Source organism: Pseudomonas sp. FW305-25, assembly GCF_017351415.1.
Taxonomy (GTDB): Bacteria; Pseudomonadota; Gammaproteobacteria; order Pseudomonadales; family Pseudomonadaceae; genus Aquipseudomonas; species Aquipseudomonas chlororaphis.
In genome coordinates this window covers 276,167-297,295 of sequence record NZ_JACNDE010000004.1, presented here as the reverse complement: position 1 = coordinate 297,295, position 21,129 = coordinate 276,167, and the positions used below count along the sequence as shown (strand labels likewise).

The 21,129-nt window shown below is 62.5% G+C and carries 22 protein-coding genes and 1 tRNA gene; 7 read left to right on the top strand and 16 right to left on the bottom strand.

Annotated elements, in window-relative coordinates; translation table 11 throughout:
- Window positions 1–132: 132 nt before the first annotated feature.
- From J4E58_RS06655 to J4E58_RS06625, 7 genes are all read right to left on the bottom strand, one after another.
- Window positions 133–540, bottom strand: a complete 408-nt coding sequence (locus tag J4E58_RS06655) for a type II toxin-antitoxin system HicB family antitoxin (RefSeq protein ID WP_087089325.1) — start codon at window positions 538–540, stop codon at window positions 133–135.
- 32 nt (window positions 541–572) lie between these two features.
- Window positions 573–755 carry a type II toxin-antitoxin system HicA family toxin gene (locus J4E58_RS06650; RefSeq protein ID WP_087089111.1) on the bottom strand — a complete coding sequence of 61 codons (183 nt, stop codon included), beginning with the start codon at window positions 753–755 and terminating at the stop codon, window positions 573–575.
- A 445-nt stretch (window positions 756–1,200) separates the two neighbouring features.
- Window positions 1,201–1,274: transfer RNA gene (locus tag J4E58_RS06645), tRNA-Gly, on the bottom strand.
- A gap of 202 nt (window positions 1,275–1,476) precedes the next feature.
- Complete coding sequence (locus tag J4E58_RS06640; RefSeq protein ID WP_087089109.1) at window positions 1,477–2,361, bottom strand: alpha/beta fold hydrolase; 885 nt, start codon at window positions 2,359–2,361, stop codon at window positions 1,477–1,479.
- Window positions 2,362–2,712: 351 nt separating this feature from the next.
- Window positions 2,713–3,405 carry a pseudouridine synthase gene (locus J4E58_RS06635; RefSeq protein WP_087089107.1) on the bottom strand — a complete coding sequence of 231 codons (693 nt, stop codon included), beginning with the start codon at window positions 3,403–3,405 and terminating at the stop codon, window positions 2,713–2,715.
- 33 nt (window positions 3,406–3,438) lie between these two features.
- On the bottom strand, window positions 3,439–3,657 hold the full coding sequence (locus J4E58_RS06630) for a cysteine-rich CWC family protein (protein WP_305886643.1): 219 nt from the start codon (window positions 3,655–3,657) through the stop codon (window positions 3,439–3,441).
- A 7-nt stretch (window positions 3,658–3,664) separates the two neighbouring features.
- Window positions 3,665–5,152, bottom strand: coding sequence for a sensor domain-containing diguanylate cyclase (locus J4E58_RS06625; RefSeq protein ID WP_087089103.1), 1,488 nt, complete (start codon window positions 5,150–5,152; stop codon window positions 3,665–3,667).
- Window positions 5,153–5,424: 272 nt separating this feature from the next.
- Here J4E58_RS06625 and J4E58_RS06620 point away from each other — a divergent pair, with 272 nt between their 5' ends.
- On the top strand, window positions 5,425–5,850 hold the full coding sequence (locus J4E58_RS06620; RefSeq protein WP_087089101.1) for a hypothetical protein: 426 nt from the start codon (window positions 5,425–5,427) through the stop codon (window positions 5,848–5,850).
- 54 nt (window positions 5,851–5,904) lie between these two features.
- On the opposite strand, the gene J4E58_RS06615 is transcribed toward J4E58_RS06620, so the two are convergent.
- Complete coding sequence (locus J4E58_RS06615) at window positions 5,905–7,017, bottom strand: enoyl-CoA hydratase/isomerase family protein (protein WP_087089099.1); 1,113 nt, start codon at window positions 7,015–7,017, stop codon at window positions 5,905–5,907.
- A 131-nt stretch (window positions 7,018–7,148) separates the two neighbouring features.
- On the opposite strand from J4E58_RS06615, the gene ung reads away from it, so the two are divergent.
- Entirely contained in the window at window positions 7,149–7,841 is a 693-nt protein-coding gene (gene ung, locus J4E58_RS06610; RefSeq protein ID WP_007929398.1) for a uracil-DNA glycosylase, read from the top strand.
- Between the two features lie 172 nt (window positions 7,842–8,013).
- Here ung and J4E58_RS06605 read toward each other — a convergent pair whose 3' ends face one another.
- The 5 genes from J4E58_RS06605 to J4E58_RS06585 all read right to left on the bottom strand — a co-directional run bounded on the left by J4E58_RS06605 (window position 8,014) and on the right by J4E58_RS06585 (window position 13,431).
- A complete protein-coding gene (locus J4E58_RS06605; RefSeq protein WP_087089096.1) occupies window positions 8,014–9,045 on the bottom strand; it encodes an AbrB family transcriptional regulator in 1,032 nt (343 codons plus the stop codon).
- Window positions 9,038–10,552 carry a tripartite tricarboxylate transporter permease gene (locus J4E58_RS06600; RefSeq protein WP_007930213.1) on the bottom strand — a complete coding sequence of 505 codons (1,515 nt, stop codon included), beginning with the start codon at window positions 10,550–10,552 and terminating at the stop codon, window positions 9,038–9,040. Before J4E58_RS06600 ends, J4E58_RS06605 begins: the two co-directional genes overlap by 8 nt.
- Window position 10,553: 1 nt before the next feature.
- Window positions 10,554–11,012 carry a tripartite tricarboxylate transporter TctB family protein gene (locus J4E58_RS06595; RefSeq protein WP_007930215.1) on the bottom strand — a complete coding sequence of 153 codons (459 nt, stop codon included), beginning with the start codon at window positions 11,010–11,012 and terminating at the stop codon, window positions 10,554–10,556.
- A 56-nt stretch (window positions 11,013–11,068) separates the two neighbouring features.
- Entirely contained in the window at window positions 11,069–12,058 is a 990-nt protein-coding gene (locus J4E58_RS06590; protein WP_023968150.1) for a tripartite tricarboxylate transporter substrate binding protein, read from the bottom strand.
- Window positions 12,059–12,138: 80 nt separating this feature from the next.
- Entirely contained in the window at window positions 12,139–13,431 is a 1,293-nt protein-coding gene (locus tag J4E58_RS06585) for an OprD family porin (RefSeq protein ID WP_009042579.1), read from the bottom strand.
- A 236-nt stretch (window positions 13,432–13,667) separates the two neighbouring features.
- Between J4E58_RS06585 and J4E58_RS06580 the strand changes: the two genes are divergently transcribed.
- Both J4E58_RS06580 and J4E58_RS06575 read left to right on the top strand, forming a co-directional pair.
- Window positions 13,668–14,339, top strand: coding sequence for a response regulator (locus J4E58_RS06580; protein ID WP_007930220.1), 672 nt, complete (start codon window positions 13,668–13,670; stop codon window positions 14,337–14,339).
- Window positions 14,332–15,717 carry a sensor histidine kinase gene (locus tag J4E58_RS06575; protein ID WP_007930222.1) on the top strand — a complete coding sequence of 462 codons (1,386 nt, stop codon included), beginning with the start codon at window positions 14,332–14,334 and terminating at the stop codon, window positions 15,715–15,717. The genes J4E58_RS06580 and J4E58_RS06575 overlap by 8 nt, the downstream gene beginning before the upstream one ends.
- Window positions 15,718–15,750: 33 nt before the next feature.
- Here the strand turns inward: J4E58_RS06575 and J4E58_RS06570 are convergent, their stop codons facing one another.
- Both J4E58_RS06570 and J4E58_RS06565 read right to left on the bottom strand, forming a co-directional pair.
- Window positions 15,751–16,572, bottom strand: a complete 822-nt coding sequence (locus J4E58_RS06570; protein WP_087089094.1) for an HDOD domain-containing protein — start codon at window positions 16,570–16,572, stop codon at window positions 15,751–15,753.
- A 37-nt stretch (window positions 16,573–16,609) separates the two neighbouring features.
- A complete protein-coding gene (locus J4E58_RS06565) occupies window positions 16,610–17,551 on the bottom strand; it encodes a folate-binding protein YgfZ (protein ID WP_087089092.1) in 942 nt (313 codons plus the stop codon).
- Between the two features lie 149 nt (window positions 17,552–17,700).
- Between J4E58_RS06565 and J4E58_RS06560 the strand changes: the two genes are divergently transcribed.
- Together J4E58_RS06560 and J4E58_RS06555 are read left to right on the top strand one after the other, a co-directional pair.
- The gene (locus tag J4E58_RS06560; protein WP_007930227.1) at window positions 17,701–17,955 is read left to right on the top strand and encodes a succinate dehydrogenase assembly factor 2; all 255 of its coding nucleotides are present in this window, start codon (window positions 17,701–17,703) and stop codon (window positions 17,953–17,955) included.
- The gene (locus J4E58_RS06555; protein ID WP_085530065.1) at window positions 17,939–18,391 is read left to right on the top strand and encodes a protein YgfX; all 453 of its coding nucleotides are present in this window, start codon (window positions 17,939–17,941) and stop codon (window positions 18,389–18,391) included. Before J4E58_RS06560 ends, J4E58_RS06555 begins: the two co-directional genes overlap by 17 nt.
- On the opposite strand, the gene nadB is transcribed toward J4E58_RS06555, so the two are convergent.
- Window positions 18,360–19,976: an L-aspartate oxidase gene (nadB, locus tag J4E58_RS06550; protein ID WP_009042585.1), complete on the bottom strand. Its 1,617-nt coding sequence runs from the start codon at window positions 19,974–19,976 to the stop codon at window positions 18,360–18,362. The two genes, J4E58_RS06555 and nadB, sit on opposite strands and share 32 nt — an antisense overlap.
- Window positions 19,977–20,545: 569 nt before the next feature.
- Between nadB and rpoE the strand changes: the two genes are divergently transcribed.
- A complete protein-coding gene (gene rpoE / locus J4E58_RS06545; RefSeq protein ID WP_007930230.1) occupies window positions 20,546–21,127 on the top strand; it encodes an RNA polymerase sigma factor RpoE in 582 nt (193 codons plus the stop codon).
- The last annotated feature ends 2 nt before the right edge of the window (window positions 21,128–21,129 follow it).

Sequence of the window (21,129 nt, the reverse complement as noted above, 5' to 3'; positions counted from 1 at the left end):
GTAGCGCAGGGGGACAAAAGAATCGGCCACGCCGGGCCGATTCTTCTTTTGCGCGAGCGCTAGCCGGTCCAGCGTTGAGCGGCCACCAACAGCCTTATTGGCCGCTCACGTGCTTCGGTCAGGGCGGTGTGTTCATTCTTGCTGCAATACCTTCAGTGCAGCCGAAGCGAGAAAACCCGAGCGGCTCTTGGCTTCCGGGTGATGCAGCACGTATTCGTCGATGCGGTTCAGCAAGTAGCCGGGCAGGGTGATGTTGAGCTTCTGCGCCTTGCCCAGGTACTTGGTGACATCGATGTCGATCAGCGCCCAGGTGCAGCCTGCGTACTGAGGGTTGGCTGCGTGCAGGGTGACCTTGTTGGCGTGCGGGATGGGGGCACCGTCTTCGGCGAGAATCTCGAAGTGCCCTTCGATGGCTTCGCGGGCCATGGCCATGGCGTCGTCGAGGTCGTCACCGGCCGAGAAACAGCCAGGAATGTCGGGGACTTCCACCCCCCAGGCGTGTTCGTCATCGCCCATTGAAATTGCAATCGGGTAAAGCATGTGCGGAACCTCCAGGGCGCGGTGAATCACCTTCACATGAGCAGCGCCTGTTTCAGAATGCTGATGGCGGTTTTTCTCAGCAGGTCCTTTTTGGGATGTGGCACTGTCACCAGCCCCGGTTTACTGGGATGCCTGAAATGATGGTGACTGCCTCTGACCCTGACCAGATACCAACCGTCTGCGACGATTTGGCCGATCAAATACCGACTGTCCACATCACCTCCTTGTGATGTTTGGTGGTTACTATACCTACCAAAAAAATGTGTTCAATACCTGGCCCGCCCGACGGTCGTTGGCAGGGGTACTCCGCAGGCTGAAGTGTAGAAAGAGCGAGTTTGGAACGCGGCGGATAAGAGCGCTGGCTGTGTTGCAGGATCCTTCTCGAACCGCGATATCTGCCGAAGTACTGGCCAAGCTGATTGCGTTGAGGGTCGACAGGAATACAGATGAGCGGGCCTGGTCAGCATCTTTGAAGATGAGTGAACCCGGTCGAGGCGCTGGGGGACAGCACGGGGCTATTCGGGGCTATTGCCATTTCCGCGCTCGTTTATCGTGGCCGCAGGTTGATAAAGCGCCCATAAAAAAACCGGTCACTCGAGGACCGGTTTTTTGTTTCTGCATCCCTCGTCGGCAGGGCCTGACGCTGGGACTCGAATGAAGTGGAGCGGGTGAAGGGAATCGAACCCTCGTTATCAGCTTGGGAAGCTGGAGTAATGCCATTATACGACACCCGCTCGGAGCGGCTGACTTTGTACCAGAAGTGCGCGCGGATTTGAAGTTTTTCTTTGCCGGGCCTGTGTTTGCGAAGCGGCGGGAAATGCACGCAGGCACGCTTCTACGCCGTCATCGCGGCGACGGGGCGAAGACCGGCTTGCGGTCTATCGCGGGCAAGCTCGCTCCTGCGGCAAAGGAGGAGTTGCTCGCGATGACGTCACTTCAGATAGCCAGGGCATGGTGGTCCTGCAGGTAGTGATAGCGCGGACGACTGGTGTGCTGGGTCGGTTTGAGGAACCCCATCAGCGCGTTACGGCTGTCCCGGCAGGCGGCCTTGTGTTCCATGTCGAGGAAGTGCCCGGCGGCCTGGATGGTGCTGAACGTCGAGTGCCGGACATGGTTGCCGAACAGCCGGGCGTCATTGGCGGCGGTGTATTCGTCCCATTCACCGTTCATGAACAGCACCGGTACCTCGATGTTCTTCGCCGCTTTCAGGTAGCACTGGCGGTCGCTGTTGAGGACATGGCTGATGTGAAAGTGCATCTGCCCGTATTCATGCTCGGCCAGGGTGCTGACGTGGCGATAGTTGAAACGCTTGAACAGCGACGGCAGGTGCTTGCCGATGGTCTCGTTGACCAGGTGCCCGACACGGTCGCCGTCCAGGCTGCCGAGGTAATCGACACCGCGTTCGAGGTAGTCGCGCATCGGCTCGTTGATCACTGGCGAGAACGAGCTGATCACCGCCTTTTCAATGCGCCGCGGGCGTTGTGCCAGGGCGAGCAGCGTCGGCGCGCCACCCCAGGAGAACGACATCACGTGCTCGGCGGCGAAGTGGTCGATCAGCTCCAGCAGGATCAGCCCCTCGACTTCCTTGGTGAGCATTTTCTCGTGCCTGTTGTGGGCTTTCGAACGACCGGCATAGGGCTGGTCGTAGAGCACCACATTGAATTGCGGATGCAGGTTCTTCACGGTCTGCGCAAAAGACGCGGTGGTGGCCATTGAGCCGTTGACCAGAATGATGGTCTTTTCTGCGGCATCTGCGCGATAGAACTCCGTGTAAACCCGATACTGACCTTGTATATCCAGCACAGCGATTTCTGGCCTCATGTCATAAGACTCCTGGCAAGCGGGTATGCGCGCAACCGAGGGTGCACGAGATTTGTGACAGGTAGGCATACGCCTGGAATTTTTTAGCCCATGTCGATCCGCACAGATGGTCGACGGGTGTTGTTATAGGCGGGCAATTTGCCGGACAACAGGAATGAGCACAGGAGGCTCGGACGGCAAAGGATTTCTTAGAAGTATGTTCGTGACTCATCGGTCACATTTCGGCCGACGGACTGATTCAAGCAGGGAGAACGCCGTCTCGCAAGTGCCGTTGGTAAATTGTTCGACAACTTCGGCTGAATGGTCATGGCATCGTCGATGGCTTACAGCGGCTACGGAAATTGTAGGCGCTCAGACCAGGCGGATTTCTTCATCGGTCAGCGGCCGGTACTCGCCGGGCGCCAGGTTTTCGTCGAGGGCCAGCGGTCCCATGCGTTCGCGGTGCAGGCGCAAGACCTTGTTGTCGAAATGGCCGAACATGCGTTTGACCTGGTGGTAGCGGCCTTCGACGATGCTCAGCCGCACACATCGGGGGCCGAGGATCTGCAGCTCGGCGGGCAGGGTGGTGAGGTCCTCGAAAGCGAAGTACAGGCCCCGGGCGAAGGTCTCGGCGTACTCCGGGCCTATGTCCTGTTCGGTCTCGACGTAGTAGCGCTTCGGCAGTTTGGTCTGCGGCTGGGTCAGGCGTCGCGACCAGCTGCCATCGTTGGTGAGGATCAGCAAACCGGTGGTGTTGTAGTCCAGGCGACCGGCGATGTGCAGCTCGTGCTTGTCCGGTTCGTCCAGCAGGTCGAGCACGGTGCGGTGTTCGGGATCGCGGGTGGCGCTGACGCAGCCCATGGGTTTGTGCAGCATGAAATAGCGCGGCGGCTTGCCGGCCTGCAGCACTTCGTCGTCGAGCTCGACCCGGCTGAACTCGCGCACCTCGGCATGGGGATCGCTGACCACCTGGCCGTCGATACGGATGCGCTTTGCCACCAGCAGCAGGCGCACCTGCTGGCGGTTGAAGCGGGGCAGGTTACTGAGGAAACGGTCAACGCGCATGGCTATCGGCAGGCTGGCAAAAGGCTGCGCATCTTACGGGATCGGCCGGGGGGCCGCTTGCAGTTGCGCATCGACCCGGGCACAGCGCGGGCACAGGCAGGCGCGATCGCGCAGCTCCGGCGGCAGGGCTTCGAGCACCGCCGGGTCGATGCTCACGCTGTAGCACCAGCAGGCCTGGTCGGCGGTACGCGGGTCGGCCAGGCTGCAGTCGTTGCGGGCGCCGCAGGCCGGGCAGAGGCTGGGGCTGTTCAGGGTCGGTTCATTCATAACGGGAGTGAGGCATTTCCATGCAGGTTCGGTTACGGCCGGTCTGCTTGGCACGGTACATCGCATGGTCGGCGCGCGATAGCAGGCTGTGCAGGGTATCGTCCGCCTGCAGCGTGGTCACGCCGATGCTGACGGTCAGCCGCATATTCTTGCCCTCATAGGCGTAGCGCTGTTGCTCGATCAGCAGGCGGATTTTCTCGGCGATCTTCAGCGCCGTGGCGCTGTCGGTGTCCTTGAGCAGCACGATGAACTCTTCGCCACCCCAGCGGCAAACGATATCGGACTGGCGCAGGCAGCTTGCCAGGTGCCGGGCGAAGCCGCTCAACACCTGGTCGCCGGCGAGGTGGCCGTAGGTGTCGTTGAGGCGTTTGAAGTGGTCCAGGTCGAGCAGCAGGGCGGCCAGCGGCTTGGGCTCACGCTGGGCTTCGAGCATGGCCTGGGCGGCCAGCAAGTCGAAGCCGCGGCGGTTGGGCAGGCCGGTGAGACTGTCGAGGGTGGCCTGGGTTTCGATCTTGCGCTGGAAACGTCTGACCACGCGGTTGAGCAGGGTCAGCACGATCAGGGTGATTGCCAGGCAGATCAGCAGGTTGAGGTACAGCGAGCGGCGGATATCGCCCAGGGCGCTGTCCTCGCGCTTGTCGACGAACAGGTACCAGTTCAGCTCGGGAATGAAACGCACATTGAGGAAGTGCCGCTGGTCTGGGGCGCTGTACTCGTAGTTGCCGCTGTGGGGCTTGGGCAGCCTGGCCTGCAGGTCGCGCAGGTTTTCCAGCTCGAACAGCGACTGGCCGGCCCGAGCGCCCTGCGGGCCGCCTTCGGCCCCGGTGAGGACGATCCGGCCCTGGGTATCGACGAAATACACGCTGCGCTGATAACGCTGCTGGTAGCGGTCGATCAGCTTGATCACTGCATCGACCTTGAGGCCGACACCGGCGGCGCCGATGAAATTGTCCTGGTAGTCGTAGACCTTGTAGTTGATGAAAAACGTCAGGTTGTTCTGGTTGGCCTGGTCCGGATCGACGTTGATTTCATACGGGGTGGCCATGTCGCGGACCCGGAAATACCAGGCGTCGCGGGGGGTATCAGGAGCGATTTTTTTCAGCACGCCCTTGGCGTGGTAGTAGGTGAGGCTGCTGTTGGAGACGAAGAAGGCGGTGTAGGCACCGTAGTGGGTCATCACCTCATTGAGATAGCGGGTCATCTGCTCGGGATCGCGTTCGCCAGCCATCACCCAGTCGCGCATGAAGGTGTCGCGGGACATCATCGAAGAAATCAGGATCGGTCGTACCAGGTCTTTCTGGATCTCCGAATACACGGTGTCGGAGGTCAGCGGCAGCTCGGTGTTGACGATGTTGTCGCGGATCGAGGTTCGCGAGGCGTAATAGCTGAGTAAGGACGTGGCCATAAAACCGCCGCCCAGCAGCGCGATGAGCGTGATGATCAGCCAGCGTTGCGAATACAGCGGGGAGCTAAGCGGCATGGGCGACTCCGTGGCAGTGACCCGATGCAAGCATTCTAGTGGCCGCGCCGACGGGTAGCTGCGCCATTTGATCGCTCGCCAGCAATGGCACACAGCCCGCGAAAACCGGGCGTTTTCGGATCCAAAATCCTTGCCTGGCGACTTGTATCAAGGTGTAACCGAAATCGCACCAGACCCGGTTTTCGCGGTCAGATATTCCGTCAGCCAGAACATCCTTGGCTGCCGCCGGCCAGCGTCGCTGGCATGGCCCATCAGCGGTCCAGGAGGCCGCCATGTATCGTCGAATTCTTCTCACTGCGTTCCTGGGTTTGGCTCTTTCTGCCTGCGTTCCCTATTACGACTACGACGGAGGTTCCACTTACTACCGCTCTGAGGTCTATACGACGCCGGCGCCGGTCTACTACGGCGGTTCCTATTATTCTTCCGGCCGTGGCTATTACGCGCCGCGTTATTACCAACCAGCGCCACGGTACTACCAGCCCCGGTATTACCAACCGGCACCGCGTTACTACCAGTCGGCGCCGCGGGCCGTTTATCGCGCCTACCCGAACCGTGGCTGGGATGGCCACCGCCAGGACTGGAACAACGACTATCGGCGCCATGACGGCCGCCGTGACTTTGACGGCCGGCGGGGTGGTCGAGACTGGAGCGATCGTGGTCGCGACGATCACCGCCGTGACCGCCATCACAACCGCTGATCTGCCTATAACAAACAAGCGGCGCCTGGAGCGCCGCTTTTTCATGGCTGGTTTTCAGAAGTCCGACAGATCCGCCAAGGGGTGACGGCCTTCCCAGGCCTTGTGGAAATGCGCCTCGACCACGGCGTCGGGGATGCTGTTGATGTCCGGCCAGTGCCAACGGGGCTTGTGGTCCTTGTCGATCAGGCGCGCCCGCACCCCTTCGCTGAATTCGGGATGCCGGCAGCAGTTCAGGCTCAGGGTGTATTCCATCTGGAACACCTGGGCCAGGGACAGGTGCCGGGCCTGCTGGATCTGCTCCCAGACCAGGCAGGCGGTCAGCGGGCAGCCTTCGCTGAGGGTTTTCGCCGCCCGCGCCAGCAGGGCATCGGAGTGATTGTGCAACTGGCTGATGGCTCGCCAGGCACAGCGTACGTCGCTGACGTCCAGCCACTCGTCGATCTGCTGGCGCCGTGGTAGCCACTGGGCTGCGGGCATTTGTTCGGTGGCCTCCTGTTGCAGGGCCTTGAGCAGACTGTTGAGCTGCATCGGCGTCTGTTCCTGCCAGTTGAGCTGTAGCAGCCCGTCGATCAGCGCTTCTTGCTGGTCGTCTCGCAGGAAGCGGTCGGCCAGGTCCAGGTCGATGGCGTCGCGGCCGTTGATGTGCGCGCCGGTCAGGCCGAGGAACAGCCCGAGCTTGCCCGGCAGGCGCGAGAGGAACCAACTGGCGCCGACATCCGGGTACAGGCCGATGCTGATTTCCGGCATCGCCAGGCGGCTGCTCGGTGTGACGATACGAATGCTGGCGCCTTGCAGCAGGCCCATGCCGCCACCGAGCACATAGCCGTGGCCCCAGCAGATCAGCGGTTTCGGGTAGGTGTGCAGGCGGTAGTCGAGACGGTATTCCGCGGCGAAGAACTGCGCGGCCTGCGGCGGTACTTCGCCGGGGTGGGCCAGGCAGGCCTGGACCAGGCTGCGCACTTCGCCGCCGGCGCAGAAGGCCTTGGCGCCGTTGCCGCGCAACAGCACACAGACCACTTGCGGGTCCTTGGCCCAGGCTTCCAGGCGGTCGCTCAACAGATGGATCATGGGCAGGGACAAGGCGTTGAGGGAGTGTTCGGCATCCAGGCTGGCAATTGCGATGCGCGCGCCGTCGGTGCCGGTGAGTTCTTCGAAGTGCAGATTCATCGTGACCTCGATCGGGAATTTGAGCGTTCAGTATGATCGCTATAGGCGAAAGTGGCGGTTCTGCGTCAGATCAATTGACAAGCGTGGTGGGCTTTCCTAGGGTGCGCCCATTGATTTTACCGGGTGCAACCATGACCGATGACGACCGTATCAAACTCGAACCCAGCTGGAAGCAGGCGCTGCGTGCCGAATTCGACCAGCCTTATATGGCGGAGTTGCGCGAGTTCCTGCGTCAGGAACATGCCGCTGGCAAGGAGATCTACCCGCCGGGCCCGCTGATTTTCAATGCGCTGAATTCGACCCCGCTGGACAAGGTCAAGGTGGTGATCCTCGGCCAGGATCCTTACCACGGCCCGGGCCAGGCCCACGGCCTGTGCTTCTCGGTGCAGCCGGGCGTACCGGCGCCGCCGTCCCTGGTGAATATCTATAAAGAGCTCAAGCGCGACCTGAACATCGACATGCCCAACCACGGCTACCTGCAGAGCTGGGCCGACCAGGGCGTGCTGATGCTCAACACCACCATGACCGTGCAACGGGCCAACGCCGCTTCTCACGCGGGCAGGGGCTGGCAGCACTTCACCGACCGGATCATCGAAGTGGTGAGCGAGCACCAGCCGCACCTGGTGTTCCTGCTGTGGGGGGCCCATGCCCAGAGCAAGCAGAAGCTGATCGATGCCACCAAGCACCTGGTGCTGACCTCGGTGCACCCGTCGCCCCTGTCGGCCTACCGCGGCTTTATCGGTTGCGGGCATTTCAGCCGGACCAACAAGTACCTCGAGCAGAATGGCGAGACGCCGATCGAATGGCGGTTGCCGGCGGTTTGATGGGGGGGTGAAGGCCGTCATCGCGGGCAAGCCTCGCTCCTACAGAATCAACGCAAAACCCTGTAGCCGCTGCCGCAGGCTGCGATAGGTCCGAAGGACCTCGGCGACGCTGAACATCGCGCCCCCTTCGGGGTCGATCGCAGCCTGCGGCAGCGGCTACAGGGGACCGGCTTCAGTCCGGTTTCTTGTCCCAATGCCGGAACAGCGGCTCGGCCAGAAACAGCACGAACAGCAAGCGCATCACCTGCATCGCCGTCACCAGCGGCACCGACAGTTGCAGGGTCTCGGCCGTCAGGCTCATTTCCGCGATGCCGCCGGGCATCATGCCCAACGTCAGCGAACGCAAGTCCAGATGAGTCAAGGCGCTCAGGGCCACGGCCGCGAGGCTGGCGATCAGCATGGTCAGCGCCGTGCCGATCAGGGTGCGGCCCATGAATGAGGGCGCGCGACGGAAGAACTGGCGATTGAAGTGACAACCCAGGCCGCTGCCGATCAGCCACTGGCCGATCTGGCTGCCGCCGTCCGGCAGGCCGATATGCAGGTCCCAGCCGATACTGACCGCGGCGCTGACCAGCAGCGGCCCGAACAGCCAGGGGTTGGGCTGGCGCAGGCGTTGCCAGAGCCAGGCGAGCAGGGCGCCCGCCGGAAACAATACGGCCAGCCAGCGCCAATCGACGCTGGCCGGATGCAGTTGGGGCACACCTTCACCGAGCAGGTACTTGAAGGCCGCCGGTACACACAAGACCACCACCAGCACCCGCAGGCTCTGCCCGGCCGCCACGCGGCTGAGCACCGCGCCGTTGCGCGCGCCGAGGTTGACCATCTCGCCGGAGCCGCCCGGCATGCTGGAGAAGAACGCGGTGGCCCGGTCCTCACCGGTGCGCCGCAGCAGCCAGACCCCGACCACGCTGGACAGGCTGGTGACCAGGGCACCGAAGAAGATCAGGCCGAAGTGGCTCATGACCTGCTCCATCACCACCGGGGTGAAGTGCAGGCCGATGCCGATCCCCACCACCCATTGCCCGCATTTGCGGCCGCCGGGGATTTCCCCCAGTTGCCAGGGCGTCAGGCAGCGCACCAGGATGATCGCCAGCAACGAGCCGACCATCCACGGCAGCGGCCAGCCGATCTGGCTGGCGAGGTAACCGCCGACCAGACCGACCAGGGGCGTACCCCACCACTGTTTGAAGCTGGCCTCAGACATCGGCCACGGCGCGTTGCAGGGCCGAACGCTTGCGCCAGATGCGGATCATCGGCATCAGCAGCATGATCACGGTCAGCACCCAGACGCCGACGGTGATCGGGCTGGACCAGAGGATTTCCATCGCGCCGTTGGAGATTGACAGCGCGCGGCGCAGGTTCTGCTCCATCAACCCGCCGAGGATAAAGCCCAGCAACACTGGCGACAGCGGGAAATCCAGCTTGCGCAGGATGTAGCCGAAGATGCCGATGCCGACCATCAGGAACAGGTCGAAGGTGGTGGCGTGCACCGCGTAGACGCCGATCCCGGTGATGATTGCGATCACCGGCACCAGGGCCCAGTTCGGCACGGCGAGGATGCGGGTGAAGACGCGGATCATCGGGATGTTGAGGATCACCAGCATGATGTTGGCGATGAACAACGAGGCGATCAGGCCCCAGACGATGTCCGGCTGCTGCTGGAACAGCAGCGGGCCCGGGGTGATGTTGTACAGCGACAGGGCGCCGATCATCACCGCGGTGGTGCCCGAACCCGGGACGCCGAGGGTCAGCATCGGTACCAGGGCGCCGCAGGCCGAGGCGCCAATTGCGGTTTCCGGTGCCGCCAGGCCGCGCTTGTCGCCCTGGCCGAACTTGCCGCTGGCGCCGGCGATGCGTTTTTCGGTCATGTAGGCCACGGCGCTGGCCAGGGTCGCGCCGGCACCCGGCAAGACGCCCATGATGAAGCCCAGCAGGCCGCAACGGATGTTCACCACGAACACCGACGCCGCTTCCTTGAAGTTGAACATCATGCGCCCGGTGGCTTTCACCGCTTCCTGGCCGCGATGGGTTTTTTCCAGCAGCAACAGGATCTCGCTGATGGAGAACAAGCCCAGTACCAGCACCACGAACTGGATGCCGTCGGTGAGGTGGATGTTATCGCCGGTGAAGCGGTACACGCCGCTGTTGGCGTCGATGCCGACCGACGACAGGAACAGCCCGATCAGCGCGGCGATAAAGGTCTTGATCGGACGATCGCCGGCCATGCCGCCGAGGCAGACAATGGCGAACACCATCAGCACGAAGTACTCCGCCGGGCCGAAGGCGATCGCCCATTTCGCCAGCAGCGGGGCGAACATCACCATGCCGCAGGTGGCGATGAAGGCGCCGATGAACGAGCTCCAGGCCGACAGCGACAGAGCCACCCCCGCCAGGCCCTGGCGCGCCATCGGGTAGCCGTCGAGGGTGGTCATCACGGTGGAGGCTTCGCCCGGGATGTTCAGTAGGATCGAACTGATCCGGCCACCGTATTCGCAACCCAGGTACACCGCCGCCAGCAGGATCAGCGCCGACTCCGGTGGCAGGCCGAGGGCGAAGGCGATCGGGATCAGCAGTGCTACGCCGTTGATCGGGCCCAGGCCCGGGAGCAGGCCGACCACGGTGCCGATCAGGGTCCCGGTCAGGGCGGTGACCAGGTTGTAGGGGCTCAGCGCGACGCCGAAACCCTGGCCCAAATAGCCAAGCGTATCCATATCAGTTCTCCAGAACGTCGAGCAGGCCCAGGGGCAGTGGCACGTCCATCACCCGGTCGAAAAGCACATACAGACCGATGGCCATCAGCGTGGTGACCACGGCGCTGGGCACCCAGCGGCCGCCGTACAGGCGCGCCATCGGAATGCCGATCAGGATGCTGCTGAGAATGAAGCCCAGGGGTTCGAACAGACCGGCGAAGATCAGCAGCAGGAGCACACAGATGCTGATTTTGGTCAGGGTTTCACGGTCCAGTGGCGGCTCGTCTTCGCTGTGCTTGATCGGCGCCGGGCGAAACACCATGTACAGCAGCGCCAGGCCCATCAGGCCGAGCATCAGCAGGGGAAAGGCGCGCGGGCCGACCGGTTCGTAGGAAAAGGCGGCCTGGTAGGGCCAGGCCATCAGTGCCAGGCCCAGGCAGACCAGGAGCAGCAGCGAGGCGAAAAGGCGTTGTAAGAGCATGGGAAACTCCTGGGCCCCGCCCCCGCGAAAGGGGCAGGGCCGCTAGACAGAGGCGATTACTGGATCAGGCCGAACTCTTTGGCCAGGGTCTTGTAGTCGGCCACCTGTTTCTTCACGTAGGCGTCCAGTTCTGGCCCGGTCATGGCGAACGGGAAGAGTTCGCGCTGGTCGCGCAACTTGGCGAACTCTTCGGAAGCCAGCAGCTTGTCGAAGGCGTCTTTCCACCAGGCGTAGTCTTCGTCGCTGACCTTCGGCCCGAGGTAGAAGCCGCGCACCACTGGCCAGACGATGTCGTAGCCCTGCTCCTTGGCGGTCGGGATGTCTTTCATTTCCGGCTCGTCCAGGCGCTTGTCGGAGAACACCGCGAGCAGGCGCATGTCGCCGCTCTGGATGTGCGGCATGGAGTCGGAAATGTCAGTACTGCCGACCTGGATGTGCCCGCCCAGCAGCGCGGTGGCGATTTCGCCGCCGCCTTCCAGGGCCACGTAGCGCAGGTCGCGCGGGTTGATCCCGGCGGCCTTGGCGATCAGCGCGGTCTGCATCCAGTCCTGGCTGCCGACAGTGCCGCCGGAGCCGATCACCACCGAACTCGGGTCTTTCTTCAGCGCCTTGACCAGGTCGTCGAGGGTCTTGTACGGCGAGTCGCTCTTCACCGCGATGGCGCCATAGCTGGTGCCGACCGCGGCCAGCCAGCGCACCGCGCTTTCATCGAAGCGGCCGAACTTGCCCTGGGCCAGGTTCAGCAGCGAACCGCTGGACCAGGCCACCAGCGTGCCGGCGTCGGCAGGGCGCTGGGCCACCACCGCGTTGTAGGCCACCGCGCCGACACCGCCGGGCATGTAGGTCACGCGCATCGGCTTGGTCAGCAGCTTTTCGTTGACCAGCGCGCTCTGCGCCAGTTTGCAGGTCAGGTCGAAACCGCCGCCGGGGGAGGCCGGGGCGATGCATTCCGGGCGCTTGGGTTCGGCGCTGGCGGCGGCGAGCAGTTGACCGGCGAACAGCATACAGCCGGCGGCGAGGGCCAATTTACGCAGTGATGGGTTCATGCTTGTCTCCACAGGAGTTGTTGTTGTGTGTTGCATGCCAGGGGCCTTGGCCGGCGTGGCGCCTGCCCAAGGTCGGTCGATTACCAGAGCGCCAGGCTGTAGCTCACCAGCAGGCGCACTTCATCCGCATCGCGGGCTGAATAGTTGGAGCGGTAGGTGGCATTGCGCAGGCGCACCGCGACGTCCTTGAAGGTGCCGCTTTGCACCACGTACTTGATCTCGGTGTTGCGTTCCCATTCCTTGCCGGTATCGCCGTTTTTCAGGGCGATGTTGTCGCCGCTCAGGTAGCGGGTCATGAAGGTCAGGCCGGGGATGCCGAGCTTGCCGAAGTCGTAGTCGTAGCGGGCTTGCCAGGAGCGTTCTTCGGCGCCGGCGAAGTCGTTGATCTGCACGAAGTTGACCAGGTACGGGTCGGCCCCGTCGAGGTAGGGGAAGGCGCTGTCGCCGGACATGTGCTGGTAGCCGGCGCTGAGTTTATGCCCGTTCAGGGCGTAGCTCACCAGGCCGTTGAGGGATTTGTTGTCGATCTTGCCGCCGCGGGCCTGGCCCTGGTCGTCACTGACGGCGAAGCGCAGATCTGTGGCGAAGGTGCCCGGGCCCATCGGCTGCGAGGCGAGCAGGCCGAAGAAGTGCTGGTTGTAGACCTCGGCGAGCTGGGCGAAGTGGTAGCTGCCGGTGATCTTGTCGGTGAACTTGTAGTCCAGGCCGCCGAAGTCGAAGTGCTTGCCGGCGACGGTGCCGGCGAAGCGGCTGTTCTTGTTGTTGAGGGCGATGTCCTCGAAGTCGGTGCTGTCGCGATCCTTGGCTTTCTCCAGGCGGCCGCCGGTGAAGGTCAGGTTCTTGATTTCCCTGGAGGTCAGCAGGCCGCCCTCGAAGGTCTGCGGCAGGATGCGCCCGTCGTTGGGCTTGATGGTCGGCAGTTCCGGGATCAGGCTGCCGATCTTCAGTTCGGTGGCGGAGATTTTCACTTTGCCGGTCAGGCCGACTTTGGAGTACTCGTCGGCGGCGCGCCCGTCGTCGTGGGTCGGCAGCAGGCCGGTGCCGGTGCGGTCGGGGCTGGAGTCGAGCTTGATGCCGAGCATGCCCAGCGCATCGACGCCAAAGCCCACGGTGCCGTCGGTGTAGCCCGATTGCAGGTTGAGCATGAAGCCCTGGGCCCATTCGTCGCGCTTGGATTGCTGGGCACTGGTGCCGCTGCGGAAATCGCGGTTGAAGTACATGTTGCGGGTTTCGAGGGTGGCGCTGCTGTCTTCGAAGAAGGCGGCCTGGCTGATCGGTGAGAAACCGGCAAGGGCGGCGGCGCTGGCGAGGGCGGTGTGGCTGAGACGGGAAAAACGAACAGGCTGGCAAGCCTGAGGCTGCATGGACAGCATCGTGTTGTACTCCGTTATTGTTCTTATTGGCGAAAACGCTTCGAGGCGTTTTTCGGGATGCCACCGGGGGGTAGCCACGGAAGTCGAAACAATCCGTGACAGGACTCTAAAGGGCCAACCTTTCGCTAACCTTTCAGCAGACTTTCACGGTTTTCGGGCTTCACAGCAGCGGTCCCGGCTGTAAACTCCGCGGCAATAAAAAATGCCGTCGATCCCCTGAACGAGGTAGGAAATCCATGCGCGTGCTTCTCGTCGAAGACCACCTGCAGCTGGCTGAAAGTGTCGCCCAGGCGCTCAAGAGCACGGGTTTGACCGTGGATGTGCTGCACGATGGAGTCGCCGCGGACCTGGCCCTGGGCAGCGAGGATTACGCCATGGCGATCCTCGATGTGGGCCTGCCGCGCATGGATGGTTTCGAAGTGCTGGCGCGCCTGCGTGCCCGGGGCAAGAACCTGCCGGTGCTGATGCTGACCGCGCGCAGCGATGTCAAGGACCGGGTCCACGGCCTCAACCTGGGGGCGGACGACTACCTGGCCAAGCCCTTCGAACTGACCGAGCTGGAAGCACGGGTCAAGGCCCTGCTGCGGCGCAGCGTGCTCGGCGGTGAGCGAGTACAGCGCTGCGGGGTGCTGGCCTACGACCTCGATACCCGGCGCTTTACCCTGGGTGAAGAGCTGCTGACCCTGACCTCCCGCGAGCAGGCGGTACTCGAGGCGCTGATCGCCCGGCCGGGTCGGGTCATGAGCAAGGAGCAACTGGCGTCCCAGGTGTTCGGCCTGGATGAAGAGGCCAGCCCGGACGCCATCGAAATCTATGTCCATCGCTTGCGTAAGAAACTCGACGGCCAACCGGTGGCCATCGTCACCTTCCGCGGGCTTGGCTACCTGCTGGAAAGCCGCGATGCATAGGCCCAGCAGCCTGCGCTGGCGCCTGCTGTGGAACCTGGCGCTGCTGCTGGTGGTGCTGATGCTGGCCAGCGGCCTGAGTGCCTACTGGAACGGCCGCGAGGCGGCGGACACGGCTTACGATCGGACTTTGCTGGCCTCGGCCCGGACCATCGCTGCCGGTTTGTCCCAGCGTGACGGTGGCCTGAGCGCCAATGTGCCCTATGTCGCCCTCGATACCTTCGCCTACGACAGTGCCGGGCGGATCTATTACCAGGTCAACGATATCCATCAGAAGCTGATTTCCGGTTACGAAAACCTGCCCGGTCCGCCGCCGGGCACGCCGCGCACCGACGATTATCCGGCGCTGGCGCGGTTCTACGATGCTACTTACCAAGGGCAGAACGTCCGCGTGGTGAGCCTGCTCAAGGCGGTCAGCGAGCCGAACATGAACGGCATGGCGGAGATTCGCGTGGCGGAGACCGACGAGGCGCGGGTCCGCATGGCGCGCAGCCTGATGGCCGATACCCTGTTGCGCCTGGGCATGCTGGCCATCGGTGCGTTGTTGCTGGTGTGGTTCGCGGTCAGCGCCGCGTTGCGTCCGCTGGAGCGTTTGCGCAGCGCGGTGGAGGAGCGCCAGCCCGACGACTTGCGGCCTTTACCGCTGGTCGAGGTGCAACGCGAGTTGTGGCCCCTGGTGCGGGCGCTCAATCACTTCACCGAGCGACTGCGTGGCCAGTTCGAGCGTCAGGCGCAGTTCATCGCCGACGCCGCCCATGAATTGCGCACCCCCCTGGCGGCGTTGAAGGCGCGCCTGGAATTGGGTCTGCGGGCCTCGGAGCCCGAGACCTGGCGCAATACCCTGGAAAGCGCCGCCCAGGGCACCGATCGCCTGACCCATCTGGCCAATCAACTGTTGTCCCTGGCGCGGATCGAAAACGGCGCCCGGGCGATTGCCGAGGGCGGCGCGCAATTGCTCGATCTCAGCCAGTTGGCCCGCGAGTTGGGCATGGCCATGGCGCCCTTGGCCCACGCCCGGGGTATCGCCCTGGCCCTGGAAGCCGATGAGCCGGTGTGGCTGCGCGGTGAACCAACCCTCTTGAACGAACTGCTGAGCAACTTGGTGGACAATGCCCTGGCCCACACCAAGCCGGGCGGAAACGTGATCCTGCGGGTCAGCGCGCCGGCGGTGCTGGAGGTGGAGGACGACGGCCCGGGGATTCCCCTGGAGGACCGCGACCGGGTATTCGAGCGTTTCTACCGACGCAACCCCCATGTCGCCGGTTCCGGCCTGGGCCTGGCGATCGTCGGTGAAATCTGTCGTGCCCATCTGGCGCAGATCAGCCTGCACGATGGCGCGCAGGCGGGTCTGAAGGTGCGGGTGAGTTTTAACGCGGGCTAGAGGCTTGTGGCACAGGTTCAGTAGAGCATTGATTCAATAGAACATTGACTGCGACTCGGTCAGATCGCTGCACATCACTTTGTTCTCGGGGTCGATCCCGAGTTTTTTGAAGGCTGGCACGCTGAGGATATCGATCTTCGCCAGTGGGTGGTCGGTGTCTTTGTGGCAATACAGGCTGGCGATCTGCACCAGATCGACGTAGTCCAGGCGCGCGGACTGGCGCTGGAAGTCCAGGTACTGCCCCGGCAACTTGGCCAGCTGTTCCGGAAACTCCCAGACCTGCAGCAGCTTGTCGCCCAGCAACGGATGGATGTGCTCGATCACGTGGTTGAGGCTGACCGGGTCGGACAGCAGCTCATAGTGATCTTCCGCATAGGTCAGGATCGGCAGCACGCCGATCTGGTGCACCAGCCCGCCGAGGGCGGCCTGGTCGGGCTTCAACTGGGTATGGCTGCGGCACAGGGCATAACTGACTCCGGCCACTTCCAGGCTTTTGCGCCAGACGTCATGCATCTTTTGCGCGATCACCTCCGAGCGGGCATGGAAAATCTGTTCCATGACCAGGCCGATGGCCAGGTTGCTGCTGTAGTTGACGCCCAGCCGGGTAATCGCGGTGTGCAGGTCGGTGACTTCCTGGGTGGCGCGCAGCAGGGGGCTGTTGACCACTTTGATCAGGCGCGCCGACAGCGCCGTATCACGGCCAATCACTTTGCTCAGGGTGCTGACGCTGATTTCCGGATCTTCAGCGGCCCGGCGAATCTGCAGGGCCACTTCCGGTAGCGTTGGCAGAACCAGGTCATCGTTGTCGATGGCCTCAACCAAATCCTGTTGGACCTTTTCCGCCAGCTCACTCATTTCTGTTCTCTAGGGGTATTGCAGGAAGTTGCGGCAATCAGCGCTGGATTTCTCGATCGCGATCCAGCTGGTAAGGCAGGTCCAGCAGGTGCAGCCCGGGACCTTCGAGCGCACCAAGATGGAGATTGCCATCCTCTGCAGCTTCGGCTTGCAGTACGGCCAGGAGTTCAATGTTTTGTTCGGCACGCGCGGCAATCACCACCTCACCGATGGAGCTACCGTGGGTCGGGGAGAACAGCGGGGTGCCGGGTTCCGGCAATTCTTCGGCGTTTAAGGCCAGGCGGTAGAGGCGGCGCTTGAGTTTGCCCAGGTACTGCATGCGCGCGACGATTTCCTGGCCGGTATAGCAGCCTTTCTTGAAACTGACGCCGCCGATGGCCTGCAGATTGAGCATCTGCGGGATAAACAGCTCACGAGTGGCCGGCATGACCTGGCCGATGCCGGCGCGGATCTGGCCCAGCAACCATTGATTGAGGTCGCCTTCGGGCAGTTGCGCGGTCAGCTGTTCGCGCAGGACCTCAGCTTTATCTGCGGGGGCCCAGAGCTCGGTCCGGTCCGCTGAAACACGAATGGCGATCAGGCCGTCGCTGCGGGTGATCGCGCCGTCTTCCGGCGGCAGTTCCAGCCCGAGACCGGCCAGCAGGGTATCGGCGTTGCCCAGGCCGAAGCGCGCCCACAGGGCACTTTCATCGCTGAGCTTGGCCTTGGAAAACACGGCGTATTTTTTCAGGTCCGCCAGTTGCGGCTCCAGCAACTCGGTGGCCATGGCCAGCAGGCAGCCATCGCCTTCGAGCAGGATGCGAAAGCTCGATTGCATGCGGCCTTTCTGGGTGCAACGGGCGCCCAGGCTGGATTGGCTATCACTGAGGTAATTGAGATTGCAGGTCAGCTGGCCCTGAAGGAACTTGCTGGCATCAGGGCCGCGGACGGCGAGAACGCCCTCGTGGGACAGGGAGCAGAAAAAAGCGGAATCAGCCATGGGTCATCGCAGGGTAAAAAGTCTGGCGAACATCATAAGGGGGCGCCCTTGAAATGGGTAGTTCACAAAGGATGGGTGGTGACCGACCAAAGCCGACTGTTCTGGTGTCCGTCGGGCTGTATACTTGCGCTCTATTTGAGGAGCGCTCCATGGTCGAAGATGTTGAATTGAACCGCCTCTACTGGCACAGCCGCCGCGGCATGCTGGAACTGGACGTGTTGCTGGTGCCGTTCGTGAAAGAAGTCTATCCGCATCTGAACGATGTTGATCGTGCCTGCTACGTCAGGCTGCTCGAATGCGAAGATCAGGACATGTTCGGCTGGTTCATGGAACGCTCCGAATCCGAAGATCCCGAGCTGCAACGCATGGTCCGCATGATCCTGGATCGTGTCCAACCCAAGTAACGCCTTCGAATGCCGCTGGCAGCCTTCCAGGCAATTGCTGGCGGCCTATCTCCTGGCCCAGCTGTTCGCGCTGGGCGCCTTGCTGATGCTCGATATTCCACTCTGGGCCCGTCTGCTCGGGGTTCTGCTGTGCCTGGGTCACGGAGTCTGGGCGTTGCCGCGGCGGATTCTGCTGAATCATCCCTCGGCTTTCAGCGGTCTGCGTCGTAATGCCGATGGCTGGCAGTTGTGGTGCGCCGGGCAGGGCTGGCGGCCGGTGCAACTGCGGCCTGACAGCCTGGCGCTGCCGCTGCTGGTGGTGTTGCGTTTTCGCCTGCCGGGTGAGCGCTGGGTGAGGTCGGTCTGTGTGCCGCGGGACGCGCAGGCGGCCGATGTACATCGGCGCCTGCGCGTGCGGCTCAAGTTCAGTCGCCGTAGGTGGGCGGCACCAGAATAGTGTCCAGTGCCTCGGGCAGCAGGTTCGGGTAGTCGAGGGTGTAATGCAGGCCCCGGCTTTCCTTGCGCTCCATGGCTGAACGAATCATCAGCTCGGCGACCTGGGCCAGGTTGCGCAACTCGATCAGGTCGCGGCTGACCTTGTAGTTGCTGTAGAACTCATCGATTTCGTCCAGCAGCAGGCGGACCCGGTGCTGAGCCCGTTGCAGGCGCTTGTTGGTGCGTACGATGCCGACATAGTCCCACATGAATCGCCGCAATTCGTCCCAGTTGTGCGCAATGATCACGTCTTCGTCGGAGTCGGTGACCTGGCTGGCGTCCCAGGCGGGCAGGGCGATCGGAATGGCGATCTGCGGCAGTTGCTCAAGAATGTCGGCTGCCGCGGAGCGGGCATAGACGAAGCATTCCAGCAGTGAGTTGCTGGCCATGCGATTGGCGCCGTGCAGGCCGGTAAAACTGGTTTCGCCAATGGCATACAGGCCCGGAACGTCGGTGCGGCCCTGCTGGTCGACCATCACCCCGCCGCAGGTGTAATGCGCGGCCGGTACCACCGGGATCGGCTGTTTGGTGATGTCGATGGAGAATTCCAGGCAGCGCTCGTACACGGTCGGGAAGTGGCTTTTGATAAAGGCTTCCGGTTTGTGGCTGATGTCCAGGTACACGCAATCGATACCCAGGCGCTTCATTTCATGGTCGATGGCCCGGGCGACGATATCCCGTGGTGCCAGTTCGGCACGCGGGTCGAAACGCGGCATGAAGCGTTCGCCGTTGGGCAGTTTCAGGTGCGCGCCCTCGCCGCGCAGGGCTTCGGTGATCAGGAAACTCTTGGCCTGCGGATGGTAGAGGCAGGTCGGGTGGAACTGGTTGAACTCCAGGTTGGCCACTCGGCAGCCCGAGCGCCAGGCCATGGCGATGCCATCGCCACAGGCGCCATCGGGGTTGCTGGTATAGAGGTAGACCTTGGCGGCACCGCCGGAAGCGAGGATGACAAAACGCGCACCGTAAGTATCGACCTCGCCAGTGGCGCGGTTGAGTACGTAAGCGCCGAGGCAGCGATCGCCTTCCAGTCCCAGGCGCTTTTCGGTAATCAGATCGACGGCGACCCGCTGTTCCAGCAGTTCGATATTCGGGCGTTGCCGGGCCTGCTCCAGCAATGTAGTGAAGATGGCCGCGCCGGTGGCATCGGCGGCATGGATGATGCGGCGATGGCTGTGGCCGCCTTCGCGGGTCAGGTGAAATTCGAAACCGCCGTCTTCATTGCCCGATTGCTCGTCACGGGTGAAGGGCACGCCCTGATCGATCAGCCACTGGATCGCCTCGCGGCTGTGTTCGACGGTAAACCGCACGGCGTCTTCATGGCACAGGCCGCCGCCGGCATTGAGGGTGTCGTCGACGTGGGATTCGACGGTGTCGGTGTCGTCCAGCACTGCCGCGACGCCACCCTGAGCCCAGTAGGTCGAGCCATTGGCGAGATCGCCCTTGCTCAATACGGCAATGCGCAGATGACCAGGCAAGGTCAGCGCAAGGCTCAAACCGGCAGCGCCGCTGCCTATCACCAGAACATCGTGTTGAAACTGTTGGCTCATTGGAAGATTCCGCTCAAAAGCGACCCGGGTCGGGGTTGGCGCAAGACGCCTGGATCGGCGAGTCAAAGCAGCCATGCAGCCCACTAGTATATAGAGGGGGGGATCGGCACAATAGCGGTGCCTTCGTGGCATTATGAAATTATGGAGGCGGGAAAGGCGGTCTTGCGAGGCAGTGATGGGTGGCTCGATTTTTCCGTCAAATCGGGGAGCTGGCGACTGTATCGAAGATGTAGCAACCTTTTTCTCTTCATGGTTACACAATGTCCGCTCTGTACGGCTATAAAGATTGGGAACTTTTGACACGGCCCCAAACTCAATAGAAGGTTGCCTGATAGAAGGGACAGCGTCGGTTTTATGCAGGACTTGTGTCGTGGTCATGCAGCTCAATTCGACGACAGGATTATTCGCGCAGCCGGCCTTGCCCGCGCTGCGTTTTTCGTGCGTGCCAAATCAGAGCCCGCAGGAAACTTGCTTGGAGGGGGAGAACTTTTGCGAAAAGCCCGAGTCTATGTTTGCAAGCCTGATCGTTTAGTTATGCAAGCCTCCTCCGAGCTTATCGAGGAGTGTTCATGCTAACCCAGGAAGAGGATCAGCAGCTGGTCGAGCGCGTTCAGCGCGGCGACAAGCGAGCTTTCGATCTGCTAGTGCTGAAATACCAGCACAAAATTCTCGGGTTGATCGTGCGTTTTGTGCACGACACCCATGAAGCCCAGGATGTTGCACAAGAAGCCTTTATCAAGGCTTACCGTGCGCTTGGTAATTTCCGCGGTGACAGTGCGTTTTATACGTGGCTGTATCGTATCGCCATCAACACGGCGAAAAACTATCTGGTTTCGCGCGGCCGCCGGCCGCCGGATAGCGATGTCAGTTCCGAGGATGCGGAGTTCTACGATGGCGATCATGGCCTCAAGGATCTCGAATCACCGGAGCGCGCATTGCTGCGGGATGAGATCGAAGGCACCGTCCATCGAACCATTCAGCAACTGCCAGAAGATTTGCGTACGGCTTTAACTTTACGTGAATTCGATGGTCTGAGTTACGAGGACATTGCCAGCGTCATGCAGTGTCCGGTGGGTACCGTGCGCTCCCGGATTTTCCGCGCTCGGGAAGCCATCGACAAAGCCCTGCAGCCGTTGTTGCAGGAAACCTGAGA

Excerpts from the sequence above, each read along its gene's own strand:
- J4E58_RS06655 (WP_087089325.1), bottom strand. The coding sequence starts at position 540 with ATGCTTTACCCGATTGCAATTTCAATGGGCGATGACGAACACGCCTGG.
- J4E58_RS06640 (WP_087089109.1), bottom strand. The coding sequence starts at position 2,361 with ATGAGGCCAGAAATCGCTGTGCTGGATATACAAGGTCAGTATCGGGTT.
- J4E58_RS06635 (WP_087089107.1), bottom strand. The coding sequence starts at position 3,405 with ATGCGCGTTGACCGTTTCCTCAGTAACCTGCCCCGCTTCAACCGCCAG.
- J4E58_RS06625 (WP_087089103.1), bottom strand. The coding sequence starts at position 5,152 with ATGCCGCTTAGCTCCCCGCTGTATTCGCAACGCTGGCTGATCATCACG.
- J4E58_RS06620 (WP_087089101.1), top strand. The coding sequence starts at position 5,425 with ATGTATCGTCGAATTCTTCTCACTGCGTTCCTGGGTTTGGCTCTTTCT.
- J4E58_RS06615 (WP_087089099.1), bottom strand. The coding sequence starts at position 7,017 with ATGAATCTGCACTTCGAAGAACTCACCGGCACCGACGGCGCGCGCATC.
- ung (WP_007929398.1), top strand. The coding sequence starts at position 7,149 with ATGACCGATGACGACCGTATCAAACTCGAACCCAGCTGGAAGCAGGCG.
- J4E58_RS06605 (WP_087089096.1), bottom strand. The coding sequence starts at position 9,045 with ATGTCTGAGGCCAGCTTCAAACAGTGGTGGGGTACGCCCCTGGTCGGT.
- J4E58_RS06600 (WP_007930213.1), bottom strand. The coding sequence starts at position 10,552 with ATGGATACGCTTGGCTATTTGGGCCAGGGTTTCGGCGTCGCGCTGAGC.
- J4E58_RS06595 (WP_007930215.1), bottom strand. The coding sequence starts at position 11,012 with ATGCTCTTACAACGCCTTTTCGCCTCGCTGCTGCTCCTGGTCTGCCTG.
- J4E58_RS06590 (WP_023968150.1), bottom strand. The coding sequence starts at position 12,058 with ATGAACCCATCACTGCGTAAATTGGCCCTCGCCGCCGGCTGTATGCTG.
- J4E58_RS06585 (WP_009042579.1), bottom strand. The coding sequence starts at position 13,431 with ATGCTGTCCATGCAGCCTCAGGCTTGCCAGCCTGTTCGTTTTTCCCGT.
- J4E58_RS06580 (WP_007930220.1), top strand. The coding sequence starts at position 13,668 with ATGCGCGTGCTTCTCGTCGAAGACCACCTGCAGCTGGCTGAAAGTGTC.
- J4E58_RS06575 (WP_007930222.1), top strand. The coding sequence starts at position 14,332 with ATGCATAGGCCCAGCAGCCTGCGCTGGCGCCTGCTGTGGAACCTGGCG.
- J4E58_RS06570 (WP_087089094.1), bottom strand. The coding sequence starts at position 16,572 with ATGAGTGAGCTGGCGGAAAAGGTCCAACAGGATTTGGTTGAGGCCATC.
- J4E58_RS06565 (WP_087089092.1), bottom strand. The coding sequence starts at position 17,551 with ATGGCTGATTCCGCTTTTTTCTGCTCCCTGTCCCACGAGGGCGTTCTC.
- J4E58_RS06560 (WP_007930227.1), top strand. The coding sequence starts at position 17,701 with ATGGTCGAAGATGTTGAATTGAACCGCCTCTACTGGCACAGCCGCCGC.
- nadB (WP_009042585.1), bottom strand. The coding sequence starts at position 19,976 with ATGAGCCAACAGTTTCAACACGATGTTCTGGTGATAGGCAGCGGCGCT.
- rpoE (WP_007930230.1), top strand. The coding sequence starts at position 20,546 with ATGCTAACCCAGGAAGAGGATCAGCAGCTGGTCGAGCGCGTTCAGCGC.